Genomic DNA, 17,866 nt, shown 5'->3' with positions numbered 1-17,866 from the left:
ATAGTGAATCACTGGCCCTCTCGACGAGGCGGCGAAGCAAGAAGCAGACCTAAACGTGTTGCTGCTGCCCAGTTAAATAAACGCATTTTGGATTCGCTTCAAGCTCAAGATCCTTATGCAAAAGTAATTATAATGGGAGATTTGAACGACGATCCTACAAACCCAAGCGTGAAGAATGTTCTAAAAGCGAAAAGAAAACGTAAAAAAGTTGATTTTAAAGGTCTTTATAATCCATTCGAAAAATTTTATAGAGATGGTCTGGGAACCACTGCTTACCGAGACAATTGGAGTTTATTTGACCAAATTATAGTCTCTAAAACTTTACTAGAAAAAGATTACACTTCTTTTAGATATTACCAAGCTGGAATATTTAATAAAAACTATTTAATTACCCCTAAAGGAAAATACAAAGGGTATCCTTTTAGAAGTTGGAATGATAGCGGATTTAGCAATGGTTTTAGTGACCATTTTCCTGTTTACATCTATTTGATTAAAGAAGTAAAATAGCCTGATTCTAACTTAACCAGGCACTCCAAGGAATTCTTGATATTAACAATACTAATGCTATGGTGTAAAAAATTGCTATGGTTTTAAGTTTTGGCGAAGACGTTAACTTCTTCTTATGTTTTGAGTACCCGATAGTTATTAAAACTACAACGATAATATTTACTAATGGATGTTCTATAAGATATAATCTATTTACGGCATCTTTCATGACACCTCCCATTCCAAGTTCTCCAAAAACAGCGAATCTTGGTGATACAAAATATAGAATAAACCCAATAAGTAATTGAAGATGAGAAACGATTAAAGTAAATAAAGAAATTCTAAAATCGTTTGCACTATACTCTTTTCCTCCAACAGTTTTAACAATAGCATTAACTACGGCAATTATTAAAATTAGAAGTACTAAATAGGCCCAATATGAATGTAATACTTGTATAGCTTCGTACATGATTTTGTGTTTTTATTTAACGAGTCAAAAATAATGATTTTAATTCATAAAAAAACCGCTTCTTTTTAGAAACGGCTTTTTTAGATATTTTAATTTATTATTCCCATTTATTTGCTGCATCAGTACCTCCATAAATTAAGGTTGCTAGATAAGGATTATCAATAAATGCATTTCTATTGCCTTGGGCTGCATAAATAACATCATTTCTTTGTTCCTCGAATTCTGAAACAGGATCTTCTCTATTCCACTTTAAAAATAATTCTAAGGATCCTACTCTAGAAAACGATTCGCCATATCTGATATTTAAATATAGAATCATTCTGGCTACATCACCTTTCCACTCATCTCCAGGGAACCACTCACCATTTATTAACTCGTAGTTTCCAGAACCATCAACAAACGAATTGTTACTACGGGTAGTATTTGTGCCAGCGTCACAAGCTCTTAAATGGTGCAAATCTGCCTTCACAATTAAATCTTTAGCTTCACCGCCATCGCCACCTGCGTACAATGATTGTGGATACACATGTTCTGTATTAAAAGTTAACGGACTATGATTTGGGTTACCTTGATACTCTTCCCAATATCTTCTTTCACCAGAGTATATTAAAACCACATTATCAGGATTTGTTAAATCGGCATCTGCCAAATATAAATATTGATGTCTTTGAATATAAGTTAGTATAGTTGTGTGGTTTGATTTTGTATGATCTTCTAATTGATTTAACATTAAATCTGAATCTTCAGAAAATATAACACCATTATAATAATCTATTAAATCCGGAGGTATATTGAAATTTAAAGGGGCAATAACCGTAAGGGTTACGGTAGCAGTAGAACATGAATTATTGGGTGTGTCATCATCACAAATGGTATACGTGAACGAATCTGTACCCGTAAAACCATTTTGAGGCGTATAACTTATTGTGCCATCTGTATTTAAAACTACTGCACCTTGCGTTCCTGTATTATCTAATGATGTTAGTATAGCGTCATCAGTTGTGTCATCGTTATTTACAATATCAGAAATTATTTTTACTTCATTTTGTACAATTGAGTAAGCATCATTCACGGCCGTTGGGTTCCCTTCATCTATTACGGTTATCGTTACGGTTGCAGTTACACAAGTAGGCGTAAGGTCATTATCGCACAATGTATAAGTAAATGTGTCTTGACCAGAAAAACCGTTTAACGATGTATAAGAAATTGTATCATCATCATTTAATATTACCATACCAGAGCTAGATGAACTATCTATTGAAGTTAACGTAGCATTATCTACTATTGTGTCGTTATCCAATAAGGTTGTAATGAGTGTTGTCGTGTTCTCTATAACTTCTAAAGTATCATTTTCGACAGCTGGGTTACCCGTATCATTTACAGTAACGGTTACCGAAGCTGTTGCGCAATTTGGAGTACTTAAGCCGTCACAAATAGTATATGTAAAAACATCTGTCCCTGTAAAATTATTTGCAGGAGTATAAATAAGTTTGTTAGAGGCTTCAATAATAGATCCACCCTGACTTGTAGACGTATCAAAATTATTAAGCTTAGCATTGTTTTTAAGCGAATCATTACTTAAAACACTTATTGATATTGAGGTGTTTTCTAAAGTGCTTACAGTATCATTTGCTGCTACTGGAGGCATTACCGCGACACTGTCATCGCTTCCACCACAACCAAAAAATATTACAACTAAAAATATATATACATACTTCATAACAAAAATTTTATGTGAAGATAAAAAAAACCCCTTAGTAAACTAAGAGGTTTTTTTTATTTAATTATTTTAAGGTACTAGTTTGCTAACCAAACTCCACCAGTTTTAATAACGCTTAGACTTTCAATACCGGTTGAACCAGTATAAACTACAAAGTTTAAAACATATTTTTGCCCTTCTTGAGCACCAGGATCTCTTGCACCCAATAGTACATTAGCTGCTTCCAATAACATATCATCACTCCAGTAATTTGAACTCGCATCTCTTCTATCGAAACTTCCAAAGAATCCAACATTGTCTGCAGGACCAGGATAAATATCTATAAACGCATTAGAGATTAAATCAACATCTGCACCTAATAAGGTATAATTAATAGTGTTATCTGGTACCCATGCTCCGTTTTCATAACCATATTGGAATGAAGTTTCAATAACGTCTGGAGTTAAATTCCATTTGTCACCGTCAAAAATACTATGACCGTATTCTGTTGAACCTGATCCTGAGTAATAATCATATTGCACCATGGCTACATCGCCTTCTTTAGCGTAAGGAAATAAGCCCTCTAAGAAGATGTCTAGAATATAAAGACTACTGCTTCCAAAGTTTGGAAATCTAAACCCGAATGAGTCGAAATCTGCTTTTGTAAACACATATGGAAATTCCCAATCGCCGCCGTTTTTAGCTACTACAGCTGTTACTTCTACAAGTGTTGCATTTGCAATATAAGCTCCTGCTGTATATAATAAAGTCATCGTTTCTGTACCTCTAGAACCATTGTAAATCTCATAAGATACCGCGTACACATCACCTTCTGTAGCAGTTGGCAAAATAATATTTAAACCTTCTAAAATCATAGCTTCACTCCAGTAATTAGCACTTGAAGATCTTACGTCAAAACTTCCAAAGTTTCCTAAATTCTCTGCAGGACCTGGATAAGATGCTGCTAAAGCAGTAGCTATTGTATCATAATCATCTCCAGATAATGCATATTCTATTGCCGTTGTTCCACCAGCTTCAACATCTAATTTAGTGAATCCGTATCCATTATACTGAACAGTAAATGATTCAGAAAAGTTTGTTCCACCATCGTAAATAGCAAAAGTAACAGCTACGACTTGGCCAATACTATACTCATCGGCTAATAATTCGTTAAAACCTTCTAATATCATACTATCAGACCAATAGCCATCTCTACCTGATCTTCTATCGAAATTACTGAATCTTGCCGCGCTTGCAGCAGGTTCAGGGTATTTTGAACTTAAAGCATCACCAATAGTTTCAAAATCACCATCCGATAATGCATATGATAATATATCTGCATTATAAGTTAACTCTACAAAAGTTCCATTAACTGCTGTTTCATAGTTGTCACCTAAATAGCCATCAACTTCGTTTAAATTTGATAACGTCTCCATAGTAGACATAGTTTCCAACTCTGTTTTATCAAATAAGTTGTAACCAACATTAACTAATGATCCTTCTCCCCAAACAGGGTATTTATCAGCTAAAAAATCTGGTATTATTTGATCTGCTTGGTCTTGAGATCCAAAATATTCTTCCTCGCTTAATTCTGTCTCATAAATCGCATAATCTTCTGAAGTAAAAGTATATGCTTCAACAGCTTGAATATAGTCAAACCCTGGTCTTTCTGCTGAATCCAGATCATTATAAATGTCCTCATTAGGATTACAACCCGTTAAGATTGCACCTAAAAATGCTAAACAATAAATTATTTTTTTCATTTTCAAAGTTTTTTAAAAATTAAGTTTTGCTCCAATACTAAATGTTCTTCCGTAACCAAAATACACTAATGCAGTATTTGCGATTGAACCTGATCCATCTCTTGCATCAGAGATGTATTCCGTATCAAAAACGTTATTCATTCGTGCTGTTAACATCGTATCAAAAGGCCCAACATTGAAAGAATGACTAATAACTGCGTCAAACAATCCATAATCTGGCATTTTCCATGCATCTGGAGCGCCTGCAGTACCTCTATCACTTGGGTCGTAAGCTGCGTAAATATCTGCGTAATAATTGTAATCTAATACAAATCTAGTTTCAGGAGTTAATTTATAACTTAAACCTAAAGCGGCTGTAGTTTGAGCAGCATCAGAAACGTGTAAATCTTTAATAAATAAATCTACCGTATCTATAACATTCTGATCTTCATCAAGGATATCAACGTTTTGTACATTACTATCCCATCTCCAGTCGCCTAAAGAGGCCATACCTGTAATGTTTAATTTATCTGTAGCTCTATAAACAAAATCTAATTCAATACCATTGTGAATAGCATTTACTCCTAAAATATTAGCAGCTGCATTAGTACCATCCGGTTGTTGAAAAGTTGCAATTTCTGTTCTATCCGTCCAACTTGTTGAATATAAATTTATATTTCCAGATAATTTTTCTGAACGGTATCCGTATCCAATCTCAAAACTAGCAATTTTTTGATTAGGTGCGTCTTCATTAATATTCTCATTATTAAAATTTAAGAATGTAGAATTAAAATCAGGTGCTTTTTCAAAATAACCTAAATTTACGAATACATTATTTTTATCATCAAGTCTGTAGTTTGCACCACCTTTAGCACTGTAACCAAGAAAATTATATTTATCAGTTGTTTGCAACGGATCAGAATCTAAATAGTTAAAATAATCTATTCTTTGATATGAGGTATTTGATAATGCTAACGAGATAAAGGTGTTAAAGTTTTCATTAACATCATATTCTAACTGGCCAAATGCTCCTAACCATCCTACTTTACCATCGTTGTTATAACTTCTCTTATCCCCAACTTGAAGTACATTGTTTGGGTTGTTTTCATCACTATCATCTAAGAAATACTGTCCTCCTAATAAATCAGTTACTTCTTGGAAGTGTTTACCAGTGTAGTCTCTCCAATCAAGTCCTGTTAATAAAACCAAATCATCAGATAAATTTGTTTTCAACGTAGATAATATACCGAACCAATTGTGGTCATTACGTGAAGCTCTTAAAATAGTTTCAGACCCGTTAGCGCCACTTGCAATATTTTCATCTACTATTTTATCAAAATCTAAAGTCCCATAAAGTCCATTTCTGTAATCACTGTAACCACGACTATCAAAACCAAACTTATAGTCTCCAGCAGTACCTCCTCCACCACCGGATCCAAAAGAGGCATATGCCACTGTCGAGATACTCGTGTTGTCATTTAATGTCCAATAATGGTTTAAAGACATTTGAGGCTTATTGTAAAAGTTATCTTCTTGATGCGTTACTTGTCCATTTTTATAACCCCAATCAGCATTAAATTTTCTTCCTCTTTCTGAGCTTTTGTAAGTTTCAATTAATTGACTATTCTGTCTTTGACCATGGCGTTGTTTAGCACCAAATACAGAAAATGACAATTTATGAGCGTCATTAATTTCTTTAGAAATATTTAAAAAATAATTGACACCTGAAAACTCTGTACCATCTACATAACCATTACCTGTAGTTTTAGCTGCATTTACTGTTGCTGCTAAACCATTGTCCATTAAACCTGTAGAATATGTTACACCAAATTTCTCATAGCCATCATTTGCTATAGATGTAAAAATATTTCCACCAGCCTCAGCATCAGTTGTTTTAGTAATAATATTAATTGTACCCCCTATTGATGGTACAGCTACTTTTGAAGCACCAAGCCCTCTTTGAACTTGCATTGATGACGTTACATCTCCAAGTCCTGCCCAGTTACTCCAGTAAACGCGACCATTTTCCATGTCATTTACAGGAATACCATTTATCATAACAGCAACGTTTTGAGAATCAAAACCTCTTAGATTAATCCTACCATCACCATAACCACCACCGGCTTTGGTTGCATATACACCAGGCGTAGATTTCAAAATTTCAGGAAATTCTTGAGTTCCTAGCTTAAGCTCAATGTCAGCTGCTTTAATTGTCGATACAGCAACAGGAGTTTTTCTATCCACTGCTACAGAAGCAATAATTTGAACTTCCTCTAAACCAAATTGGCTAGACGATAATGTTACACTACCAAGAGTCATATCTCCTGTAAATGCAATAGTTTTAGAATTATACCCAATAAAGGATATTACAATTTCTCCAGAAGAAGATTTAGTTTTGATAGTGAAATTCCCATCAAAATCTGCAATAGCACCGTTAGAAGTGCCTTTCTCAATAACATTAGCTCCTGGAAGTGGAATATTAGTTCCTGCTTCAATAATTGTACCTGAGATAGTACTTTGTGCCATAACAACTGCTGAAAACAGTAATGCTACGGTAAACATTAAAAAACGCGTAGTTCTTTTCATAATTAATTGTTTGAAATTAGTCGATGCGAAAGTACATATTTATTAGCATTAATTATTATGCAAATGTTAAGATTTTTAACATTTTTTATTAACAAAAAAGCGCCAGTATTTAACATAATGGCGCTTTTAGTAAATATTTGATGATTTTTTACGACATTCCTTTATAATACTTTAATAAGTTTTGAGTTGAAGAATCATGTTCGTTATTCTCAACATTGTTGAATTCCTGTAAAATTTTTGATGCCAATTGCTTCCCTAGCTCTACTCCAAATTGATCATAACTGAAAATATTCCATATAATACCTTGTACAAATATTTTATGCTCGTACATAGCTATTAATTTCCCTAAACTTTCAGGTGAAAGTTTATTTATAAAAATGGTGTTTGTAGGCTTATTTCCTTGAAATATTTTAAAAGGAATAATATCCTCTCGAGTCCCCTCAGCTAAAACCTCAGCTTCTGTTTTACCATTTAAAAGCGCTTCAGTTTGTGCTAAAAAGTTTGATGTTAATTTATCTTGATGGTCTTGATTGCCATGCAGCGATTTAGTAAAACCTATAAAATCAGCAGGAACCAACTTAGTGCCTTGGTGTATTAGTTGAAAAAATGCATGTTGTGAATTTGTTCCTGGTTCTCCCCAAATTAAAGTACCTGTTTCATAATCTATAGGATTTCCATTTCTATCTATACTTTTACCGTTACTTTCCATAATACCTTGTTGAAGGTATGTTGCAAATTGATTTAAATACTGAGAATACGGTATAACCGCTTCACTTTCAGCTCCAAAAAAGTTATTATACCAAACACTAATAAGCGCCAAAACTACTGGAATATTATTCTTAAAATCTTCGTTTTTAAAATGGGTATCCATCTTATTGGCACCTTTCAATAAACTATCATAATTGTCATAACCTACGGCTAAACTAATTGATAAACCAACAGCACTCCATAATGAGAAACGGCCACCAACCCAATCCCACATGGGAAAAATATTGTTCTGGTCAATTCCAAAGTTTTTTACAGATTCAATATTTGTTGAAACGGCCACAAAATGTTTAGCAATATCAACCTCATTAGCAGACTTTAAAAACCATTCTTTTAAAGTATTGGCATTTGAAAGTGTTTCTTGTGTTGTAAACGTTTTTGAAACTATAACAAATAATGTGGTTTCAGGGTTTAATTTTTTAATAACCTCGTTAACATGATCACCATCTACATTACTTACAAAATACGTTGTTAGATGATTTTTGTAGTACTGTAATGAGTCTACTACCATAGCTGGCCCTAAATCTGAACCGCCAATACCAATATTAACGATAGTGTCAAATGGTTTTCCTGTGTATCCTTTTAGGTCGCCATTTACTATTTCATTTGTAAAAGTTTCTATTTTTCGTTTTACTTTATAAACCTCTGGAACAACATTTTCTCCATCAACCTTAACATTATAAGATTCTGGAGCTCTTAAAGCTGTATGCAATACCGCTCTACCCTCTGTTTGGTTGATTATTTCTCCAGAAAACTGGCTTTCAATAGCCGCTTTCAGCTTAACATCATCTGCTAATTCTAGCAAATATTTAAACGTTTCACTTGTTATTCTATTTTTAGAAAAATCTACATAAAAGTCATCCCATTTAATGGTGAATTTATTTGCTCTGTCTTTGTCTTCTGCAAATGAATCTTTCATGTGAACATCTTTTACATCATTAAAGTGTTCCTTTAGTTTTTTCCATGAATTGGTTGAAGTAGGATTTATATTTGGTAATGCCATGAATTACTGGTTAAGTGATATTAGATTATTATTTTGTTTTATAGTTTGTTCTGGTTGGTTCTGTTCTTCAAAAACATCTTCTAAAAAATGGATATTATCTAGTTGAATTTTTATAGGTTGAATAAATTTTAAATACTCAACTTTTAAAGAATCTGAAATAGGTTTAGCTTCTGGCAATTTTTGTTTAAATGGATCTACCTGTTTTCCATTTTTCCAAAAACGATAACAAACATGTGGTCCGCCTGTATTTCCTGTCATACCAACTTTTCCTATAATATCACCTTGTTTTACAAATTGGCCAACTTTAACCAGGCGTTTACTCATATGTAGGTATTGAGTTTCATAAGTCGCGTTATGACGTATTTTTACATAATTACCATTACCGCCTTTTCTTCTAGAATCGATGACTGTACCATTAGCAGTAGCCATAATCGGGGTGCCAATTCGTGCCGCAAAGTCAGTACCTTTGTGCGCGCGTACTTTAAATCCGTAAACGGCAATACGCCGTTTTAAATTATAACGCGATGATATTCTACTAAACTTTACTGGTGCTTTTAAAAACGCACGTCTTAAGTTTTTAGCTTTATCATCAAAATAATCAATAACTCCTTTTAAAGAATCTGTTTCAAACCGAAAAGCATAAAAAGGTTCCTTATTGTGTTCAAAATAGGTAGCTTTAACATCATGTACACCAGAGTAAATGGTATCATCTATATACTTATCTGTGTAAATCACCTTAAAACGGTCGCCTTTTTGTAGACGTCTAAAATCAATAGTCCATGCGTAAATGTCATCCGCTAATTTATTAGTTAGTACAGCACTAACTCCTTGTTCATCTAAAGTTTCTGAAATACTACTAGTAATAATACCCGTTACTGTTTTTTCAACATATTTTATGGGTTTTCTACTCGTGTAAGCATGAATAGAATCTTGAAAATTTATAACCACATATTCTTCTAAATTGGGCTGGTATATAAAACATCTTGGAAGTTCTAAGGAATCTTTAGAGCATAAAAGGGTATACGGTTTTCCTATTTGGAGACGCCTTATATCAAAAGTGTCTTTGGCTTTTTCTGCAATGTTAAATATTTTTGGGTAACCTACATGGTTACGTTCCAAAATTTCACCAAAACTATCACCTTTTCTTATAGTATCTCTTTTAACAATGTAATGATCTAAATTAAAACCAAATTCTAAAATAGGCTCTGGCTCTTCAATTACAACTAATTCTTCAATTATAGTTTTTGGTTCGTCCTTACAAGCTATAAAACATATTGCTAAAGCTAATACTATTAAATATCTGTTCCCCACGTTTCTTTTTCTTTCTCGGTCCATAAATCTGGAAAAAATATTCTTTTTTGATATTTTGGAAGCATGTATTTTTGCCAATTGCTTCCTCCTGTGGCTTCTCCATCACCATCTTTTCCCAAAATATAATGTTTAGCAGCATTATAATGTGCCATTACCCATTTAATATTAACGGTATAATCTAGATGACGCATTGCTTTAACTAAATCTTTGTCTTTTTGATCTGCTTTAGGCAATTCTTTAAATCTTGACCACAAATTTTTAGTTTGATAGACTTTCATAAAAGTAATAAATTCTTCTTTATAACGGTTTTCGAAATTGATAAGTAAGATTGATTTTTTGCCCGTTTTATAATCTTTACCTGCAGCTTGCCAATACAAATGTTCTAAAGCATGTTCAAAAGGCGTATTTCTATCTATAGTCTCTCTAAATCGAATATCAATTAAATTTATAAGTTCTGTTGAAGCAAACTCTATTAAGCGATATTGTGCGCTTTGAAATCCACTAGCTGGTGTAAGTGTGTGTCTAAATTTATTATACTGTTCAACATCCATGCCCTCTCTCATAATATTAAATGAGGTAGTAAGCATATCGAAATATCGACTAATACGCATTATTTTATCTTCAAAGAAAACAGCATTTAAAGTATTGCACTCTGCAACTTGCTTAATTTCCCAAAGAATCATTTTAAAAATAAGTTCATTAATTTGATGGTACCCAATAAACACCATCTCATCAGGTAATGTCGTTCTTTGTATTTGTAGATTTAATAAGGCATCTGTATGAATATAATCCCAATAAGTAATAGGTTTACTATAAAGTAATCCTTCTAAATGAACTCCTAAATTTTGGTCTATTGCCTCGTATTTTTCTTTAAGTTGGCTGGTTATATTTTTATCCAAAATGTCCTAATTATTAACAACTATTTTAAAAGGATGCTTTAATCCTTTAAAAGCTTCTAAGTCTGCTCTCAAAGACCCAACAGCCAAATCCGCCTTAATGCGTAAAGGTACTTTATTTTTATCTTTAGACACCCATAGTGTTAAACTTTCTTCCTCCTTAAACACACGTCCTGCCATAACATATGGTCTAAATTTTAAAGACTCTATATTACCAAATTCAGTCTCAATAGTTTCTTCTCCAAGATATTTCAATTTAAAACCATAATTCTCTTCATCAAAAAACATATCAATCTTTACTTCATCGCCCACTTTTAACTCACCAATCTCCAAATTATTACGCAAATAATAAAAAGTAGAAACCATATCTTGAATATTAGGTTTGGTATCAATTACCTTCTTTGTTTTTTTCTTTTTATTATTAATATGTGCTTTATGGTTTACTTGGTCAAAATCTATTTCCAAATCTTTAGTATGACCACCCTCATCAATATTTCTCACAAATTTGTAAGGTCTAATAGAGTCCTGATCAAAATAGCTTTCATACCTGTCTTTCACCTTAAAAAACCATTTAATCATACCCGTAGTCCAGCCCTTACCAACTACATGATACACCTCTTTATTATCAATTTTTGCATCTTTTACGGTAAGCGTTGCATTGCCTGCTTTAAGCCAATTACTGTAGCTCATTTTAAATTTAAACCATTCGCCTGCAGTAAACGCCGAATCTTGCTGAGCAGAAGTCATCTGCATTGACATTACAGCGATACATATAAGTAGAATTCTTTTCATTTTTCTTTGCGTAATTGCTATGTAACTCTAGCAGCTACATTTCATTGTTTTAAATAAGAAATTACAATTACTGTTCCAAAAATAAAAATTTAATTGTATTAGCTATGGTAAAGCGGGTTATAGTTCTATTAGATTAACATAAATTAACGGTTTATCTTAGTTTTTAGGTCATTACCGCAAGGGTTGCGCTTTTTGTTGCAACCTTTTTGCGTGTACCTCACAAAAAGGATTTCTTCTGGAACCCTCACATAAAAAAGCCCTATTAATTCAAATTAATAGGGCTTTTTTAAAGTAACTCCTTTTAAAGCGTCCCTCTTTTGGCCTGTTCGCGCTCAATAGATTCAAAGAGTGCTTTAAAATTTCCAGCCCCAAAACCTCTTGCACCCATACGCTGAATAATTTCAAAAAACAACGTTGGCCTATCTTGAACAGGTTTTGTAAAAATTTGCAACAAATAGCCTTCTTCATCGGCATCAATCATAATACCCAAGCTTTTTAAAGCTTCAATATCTTCGCGCAGTTCATGACTATGTTCTTCTAACCTTCCAGGGACTGCTCTATAATATTCTTCCGGTGGCGTAGATAAAAACTCAATACCTCTTGCTCTTAAAGCACTTACGGAAGTAATGATATCATCTGTAGCAACAGCAATATGTTGCACACCTGAACCTTCATAAAAATCAAGATATTCCTCTATTTGAGAGCGTTTTTTGCCTTTTGCTGGTTCATTAATTGGAAATTTTATCCGTCCGTTACCATTACTCATTACCTTACTCATTAAAGCTGAGTATTCTGTATGGATCTGCTTATCATCAAAAGATAAAAAGTTTTCAAAACCCATAACGTCTTCATACCATTTTACCCATGTATTCATCTGTCCCCAACCTACGTTGCCAACCATATGATCTATAAACTTTAAACCTATTGGTTCTGGATTATAATCCGATTTCCATTCTTCGAAGCCAGGTAAAAACGTTCCCGTGTAGTTTTTACGTTCCACAAACATGTGTACTGTTTCTCCATAGGTATAAATACCTGCTCTTACCACTTCACCGTGTTCGTCTTTTTCAACAACAGGCTCCATATAAGATTTGGCACCTCTATTAGTCGTTTCTTGATATGCTTTTCTTGCATCTTCAACCCAAAGCGCTATTACTTTGACACCGTCGCCATGCTTTACAATGTGGTCGTTTATTGGTGATTTACTAGAAAGTGGTGTCGTTAAAACTAATTTTATTTTATCTTGTTTTAGCACATAGCTAACGGAGTCTTTAGATCCTGTTTCTAAACCTTTATAAGCATATGATTGAAACCCAAATGCTGTTTTATAAAAGTGTGCAGATTGCTTTGCGTTACCCACATAGAATTCTAAATAGTCTGTTCCTAAAAGTGGTAAAAAATCTTGTGCACCTTCAAATATTTTTTCTAATCCGTAGTCTACTGATTTTATGTCTTTACTCATTGTATTAATGTTTATTCGTTTATGAGTTTAATTGTTTATTCGTAAAGTTTAAAACTTAACTTTTATTTTATAGCCCTGATTGAAGTAGCATCCTTTTTTGTTTTTCTCAAAAAAGATATAACGTAAAGCAGGAAATAGCTTCTAGTAAAAAAATTACTCTAACCAAGATTTATAGTAACTATCATCAGCTATTTTCATAGCTTCTTCTGTAACCATTAATGGTTTAAAGGTGTCTACCATTACTGCTAATTCATCGGTTTTAGTTTTTCCAATGCTGCGTTCTGCGGCTCCAGGGTGAGGACCATGCGGTATTCCCGCCGGATGTAATGAAATATGACCTGCATCAACATCATTTCTGCTCATAAAATCACCATCTACATAATACAATACCTCATCAGCATCGATATTACTGTGATTATATGGGGCTGGAATAGATTGTGGGTGATAGTCATACAAACGAGGTACAAAAGAGCAAATTACAAATGCAGTTGTTTCAAAGGTTTGATGTATTGGTGGTGGCAAATGAATACGCCCTGTTATAGGTTCAAAATCGTGAATTGATAGTGCATACGGATAATTAAACCCATCATACCCCACAACATCAAAGGGATGAGAATCATAAATCATATCGAAGATTTCATCTTTCTTTTTTACTTTAATTAGAAAATCTCCTTTTTCGTTATTTGTTTCTAATTCGTATGGCCGACGAATATCTCGCTCGCAAAAAGGCGAATGTTCTAACATTTGTCCAAACCAATTTCGATACTGTTTTGGTGTGTAAATTGGTGCATGAGATTCTACAATAAACAAACGATTATCTTCTGTATCAAAATCTATTTTGTAAATGATTCCCCTTGGAATAATTAAGTAATCGCCGTATTTAAAATCTAAATTTCCATAAATAGTTCTTAGCTTTCCTGTTCCTTTATGAATAAAAATCATTTCATCGGAATCTGTGTTTTTATAAAAATACTGAGTTGTAGATTTTCTTGGTGCTGCTAAGGCTATATGGCAATCTGAATTGGTTAAAACAATTTTTCTACTTTCCAAAAAATCGTCTTCTGGTGCTACTTGAAAGCCACGCAATCGATAAGACTGAATGTTATTCTCTTTCGATATTTTTGGAGCTACACTGTATTGAGAACGAATTGCTTTAACTTGTGTTGGTCTTTGCTCGTGATATGAATTGGTTGACATACCGTCAAATCCAACTGTGCCAAATAACTGTTCATAATACAAACTGCCATCTGGCTTTCTAAATTGAATATGCCGCTTATGCGGAATATTTCCTAATTTATGGTAAAAAGGCATACTATAAAATTTAAAAAATGAATATTAAATACGGGCTTAAGTTAAGCTTAAGTTGTTAAATAACTACTATTTATAAAGATACAAAAAGTATGCTCATTCAGGATTTCTCTTGATGAGATAGTGAAGATATGATAGTAAGTCTTTCCAAAAGGGTTTCATAACAAAACAAATATCGGAAAAAAATATTGATAATTACGTTGTAAATAATTTTTAGAAGATTTCCACCTAAACGAAAATAGAAAACAAAAACGTTTAGAACCAAAATCCAATATTAAAAAACCAATTACTCGCTCGTTGTTCTGGAGAATAACTATATTTTGTTTGAACAGGCCCTAAAAATGTTTCAATGGCATACCCTAATGCATAACCTCTGTAATCTGGAAGCGAAAACCACTCGCCCGAATCAAAAATATTATTATCTATGTTGGCCCAATTTCCTTCTAAAGTAATATGGTGATTTTTAAAAACCTCAAAATCTACTATTGCAGAGGCTTTAACATAACTGTTTCCTGTTAAGGAGATGAAATCATAACCCAAAAATGGGATGAAATTATTTATTAAATTATTGCCATAACCTCCAATTGCAAAATCGAGTGTTCTGTTAGATTTATCGCCTAATTTAAATCCGCCGCTAGTTTGTAAATTAAATGCTAATTTATCTGAAGTACTAAAAGCGTATCCTATATCAGCTTTCGCAATTGAAAAATCTTCAAAATTTTCAACAAAACTAGAAGCATACAAGTATATATTTAAATCACCATTAAAGTATACTCCCTTTTTAGGAAAGTATTTATTATCATAGGTGTCGAATTTTAAATTCCCAAAAAGACTTATATAATCTGTTTTTTCAAATAAAAACTTTTCATTTGGATTGTTTCCAAAAATAGTTTGAGAATTTATTTCCAGTCGTTTATGTTCAACCCCTGCACTTAAGGCAAAATCACGTCTAAACAAGGTTTGTAAATAAAACTGATTGGTTTGATCTCTTAATTTCACATCAATCTTGTTGAGCCCTGCAGTCATTATTTGGTCATCATCTAATACTAACTGCGCGCTTATATTTTTATGAAACTGGTTGTATCTAGATTTTAATCCTATACTCCAATGAAAACCATTATCAATTAAATACTCAAAATTGTAACGCACATTATCACCTAAAATAATATCTAAAGAGCCAACATCATTTTTAAAAAATAGTTGCTTTTTTGTTAAGTTTATTAGCGCTGCACTTTTATATAAATCATCATAATGAAGCCCAAGCTTTAAAAATGTATTTACCTGTGTCTCTTTTACAGAAGCGAGTAAGTCATATCCTTCTTTATTTGGTGAGTCCTTTAGTTCATATTCAAAAGCATCAAAATTATTTGTAGCTACCAAATTATTGACGCCTTTGCTAAAATCTTTATAGCTTATTTTCTTATTGCTCTTTAATTTCAGCTTACCCAAGATATAAGCTCTCGTATAGTTTTTATTACCACTTACTTTTGCATTGTTAATAGTGATACTATCTATTGGTTTTAAATTTATTTGTTGATTAATATTAGGTATTTTCGAAGACAAGCTCCTTAATATGGTTAATTTAGACAATGCAGCAAATTCACCAACCTTAATAATGTTGTTGCCTTCATTAAACGAAACGACATTAAAATCTTTAATATTAGGTTTAATATAAATATCCGTTTTTTCAATCTTTAACTTCATGTCGTTAATAGTTCTGAAGTTATTAATTTGAAATAAAAGATCTGGAGCAGAAGTAAGTTCTTCACGACTTGCTAATCCATCTTGAACATCAACTCCAATAATAATGTCCATACCCTTAGCCCTCAATTCGTCGACAGGATAGTTATTCACTACACCGCCATCAATTAATATTTCATCATTAATCGTTACTGGTTGAAATAAAGAAGGTAGGGCACCACTCGCCATTATAGACTGTGTTAAATTACCTTTATCTAAAATGACTTGCTTTCCGTTTTCAATATTTGTTGCAATACAGAAAAAGGGGATTGGTAGCTTACTAAAATCATCAATCGTATTGACATGAATTAAAAGTTTTAAAAGCAAACCATAAGTGTTTTGACCTCTTGAAAGTGCAGTAGGTAATTTGATTTTAAAACTATTAAACGGAAGTTTTACAGCATACTTTTCCATATTATCTCGTTCACTAAAAGCCGTAGAAGATCTAGGTAAAGCATCGTTAATAATATTATCAAAATCTACGTTTTGGAAAATAGAATCGAGTTGCTTCCCTGAATAGCCTGAAGCATATAATGCACCAATTATAGAGCCCATACTTGTTCCTGCAACATAGTCTACTCGTACACCTAAACTATCAATAATTTTTAAAACGCCAATATGCGCTAAACCTTTTGCACCACCGCCACTTAGCACCAAACCTATTTTTGGCCTTAGGTTGTCTTGCACTTTATTTTGCGCCTTCGCGAAAAATGTAGCAATTAAGAATAAGGCTAATATGATTCTTTTTTGTTTCAAATAATTATTTTATTTATGACATACAAGAGCTCTTAAACCTTGTGATATCATCACGTTTTATGATAATAATTATAAACTTTCTCTGCCCGCGAAACCCCTACAACAGCTTCCAACTCATCTAACTTTGCATTAGCAACACGTTTAGCCGATTTAAAATGCCTTAATAATTCAATGACTGTTTTTTCGCCAACGCCAGAAATAGTTTCTAACTCTGTATTTAATGCTGTTTTACTGCGTTTATTTCTATGATGTTCAATTCCAAAACGGTGCGCTTCGTTTCTTAATTGTTGGGTGATTTTAAGCGTTTCGCTTTTTTTATCTAAATATAAGGGAATTGGATCGTCTGGGTAAAACAATTCTTCCAAACGCTTTGCAATTCCGATGATGGCTATTTTGCCTCTTAAATTTAAAGCGTCTAAGCTTTTTAATGCTGATGATAGCTGTCCTTTACCACCATCAATAATAATAAGTTGTGGCAACGGTTGATCTTCTTCAAGCAACCTTTTGTATCTGCGATAAACCACTTCTTCCATAGATGCAAAATCATCAGGACCTTCAACGGTTTTAATATTAAAATGTCGATACTCTTTTTTACTTGGCTTCCCGTTTTTAAATACTACACAAGCAGCTACAGGATGTGTCCCTTGAATGTTTGAATTATCAAAACACTCGATATGTCTTGGCTCTTCTGAAAGACGTAAATCCACCTTCATTTGTGCCATGATTCTGTTTGCGTGTCTATCAGGATCAACAATTTTCATTTGTTTGAAACGCTCCATTCTAAAATACTTTGCGTTTCTGAGTGATAAATCTAAGATGTGCTTTTTATCCCCTAACTTAGGAACGGTTAC

General features: G+C 33.0%; 12 protein-coding genes and 1 pseudogene. 1 reads left to right on the top strand and 12 read right to left on the bottom strand.

What is annotated here, in order from left to right; genetic code table 11:
• Positions 1 to 507: pseudogene (locus QZ260_RS01960) on the top strand (endonuclease/exonuclease/phosphatase family protein); the annotation flags it as partial.
• 7 nt (positions 508 to 514) lie between these two features.
• Here the strand turns inward: QZ260_RS01960 and QZ260_RS01955 are convergent.
• From QZ260_RS01955 to QZ260_RS01900, 12 genes are all read right to left on the bottom strand, one after another.
• The gene (locus QZ260_RS01955) at positions 515 to 955 is read right to left on the bottom strand and encodes a hypothetical protein (RefSeq protein ID WP_295982159.1); all 441 of its coding nucleotides are present in this window, start codon (positions 953 to 955) and stop codon (positions 515 to 517) included.
• A 97-nt stretch (positions 956 to 1,052) separates the two neighbouring features.
• The gene (locus QZ260_RS01950) at positions 1,053 to 2,675 is read right to left on the bottom strand and encodes an Ig-like domain-containing protein (RefSeq protein ID WP_295982157.1); all 1,623 of its coding nucleotides are present in this window, start codon (positions 2,673 to 2,675) and stop codon (positions 1,053 to 1,055) included.
• Between the two features lie 77 nt (positions 2,676 to 2,752).
• A complete protein-coding gene (locus tag QZ260_RS01945; protein ID WP_295982155.1) occupies positions 2,753 to 4,417 on the bottom strand; it encodes a hypothetical protein in 1,665 nt (554 codons plus the stop codon).
• 12 nt (positions 4,418 to 4,429) lie between these two features.
• Positions 4,430 to 6,982 (bottom strand): TonB-dependent receptor, encoded by a 2,553-nt coding sequence (locus QZ260_RS01940; RefSeq protein WP_295982153.1) that lies wholly within the window; start codon positions 6,980 to 6,982, stop codon positions 4,430 to 4,432.
• A gap of 148 nt (positions 6,983 to 7,130) precedes the next feature.
• Positions 7,131 to 8,750, bottom strand: a complete 1,620-nt coding sequence (gene pgi, locus QZ260_RS01935; protein ID WP_295982152.1) for a glucose-6-phosphate isomerase — start codon at positions 8,748 to 8,750, stop codon at positions 7,131 to 7,133.
• Between the two features lie 3 nt (positions 8,751 to 8,753).
• Positions 8,754 to 10,085, bottom strand: a complete 1,332-nt coding sequence (locus tag QZ260_RS01930) for a peptidoglycan DD-metalloendopeptidase family protein (RefSeq protein ID WP_295982151.1) — start codon at positions 10,083 to 10,085, stop codon at positions 8,754 to 8,756.
• Complete coding sequence (locus tag QZ260_RS01925; protein WP_295982150.1) at positions 10,043 to 10,960, bottom strand: tryptophan 2,3-dioxygenase family protein; 918 nt, start codon at positions 10,958 to 10,960, stop codon at positions 10,043 to 10,045. The genes QZ260_RS01930 and QZ260_RS01925 overlap by 43 nt, the downstream gene beginning before the upstream one ends.
• Positions 10,961 to 10,966: 6 nt before the next feature.
• Positions 10,967 to 11,749: a DUF3108 domain-containing protein gene (locus QZ260_RS01920; RefSeq protein WP_295982149.1), complete on the bottom strand. Its 783-nt coding sequence runs from the start codon at positions 11,747 to 11,749 to the stop codon at positions 10,967 to 10,969.
• Positions 11,750 to 12,050: 301 nt separating this feature from the next.
• Entirely contained in the window at positions 12,051 to 13,211 is a 1,161-nt protein-coding gene (hppD, locus tag QZ260_RS01915) for a 4-hydroxyphenylpyruvate dioxygenase (RefSeq protein WP_295982147.1), read from the bottom strand.
• A 153-nt stretch (positions 13,212 to 13,364) separates the two neighbouring features.
• A complete protein-coding gene (locus tag QZ260_RS01910; RefSeq protein ID WP_295982144.1) occupies positions 13,365 to 14,522 on the bottom strand; it encodes a homogentisate 1,2-dioxygenase in 1,158 nt (385 codons plus the stop codon).
• Between the two features lie 252 nt (positions 14,523 to 14,774).
• Positions 14,775 to 17,015 (bottom strand): patatin-like phospholipase family protein, encoded by a 2,241-nt coding sequence (locus QZ260_RS01905; RefSeq protein ID WP_295982143.1) that lies wholly within the window; start codon positions 17,013 to 17,015, stop codon positions 14,775 to 14,777.
• A 50-nt stretch (positions 17,016 to 17,065) separates the two neighbouring features.
• On the bottom strand, positions 17,066 to 17,866 hold an 801-nt coding region (locus tag QZ260_RS01900), incomplete at its 5' end, for a helix-hairpin-helix domain-containing protein (protein ID WP_295982141.1).

The organism is uncultured Algibacter sp., assembly GCF_905480415.1.
In the GTDB taxonomy this organism is placed as follows: Bacteria; Bacteroidota; Bacteroidia; order Flavobacteriales; family Flavobacteriaceae; genus Algibacter_B.
The sequence above is the reverse complement of the archived record's forward strand: the minus strand, read 5'-3'. Positions and strand labels throughout refer to the sequence as shown.

Coding starts and splice junctions, on each gene's coding strand:
- QZ260_RS01955 (WP_295982159.1), bottom strand. CDS start 955: ATGTACGAAGCTATACAAGTATTACATTCATATTGGGCCTATTTAGTA.
- QZ260_RS01950 (WP_295982157.1), bottom strand. CDS start 2,675: ATGAAGTATGTATATATATTTTTAGTTGTAATATTTTTTGGTTGTGGT.
- QZ260_RS01945 (WP_295982155.1), bottom strand. CDS start 4,417: ATGAAAAAAATAATTTATTGTTTAGCATTTTTAGGTGCAATCTTAACG.
- QZ260_RS01940 (WP_295982153.1), bottom strand. CDS start 6,982: ATGAAAAGAACTACGCGTTTTTTAATGTTTACCGTAGCATTACTGTTT.
- pgi (WP_295982152.1), bottom strand. CDS start 8,750: ATGGCATTACCAAATATAAATCCTACTTCAACCAATTCATGGAAAAAA.
- QZ260_RS01930 (WP_295982151.1), bottom strand. CDS start 10,085: ATGGACCGAGAAAGAAAAAGAAACGTGGGGAACAGATATTTAATAGTA.
- QZ260_RS01920 (WP_295982149.1), bottom strand. CDS start 11,749: ATGAAAAGAATTCTACTTATATGTATCGCTGTAATGTCAATGCAGATG.
- hppD (WP_295982147.1), bottom strand. CDS start 13,211: ATGAGTAAAGACATAAAATCAGTAGACTACGGATTAGAAAAAATATTT.
- QZ260_RS01910 (WP_295982144.1), bottom strand. CDS start 14,522: ATGCCTTTTTACCATAAATTAGGAAATATTCCGCATAAGCGGCATATT.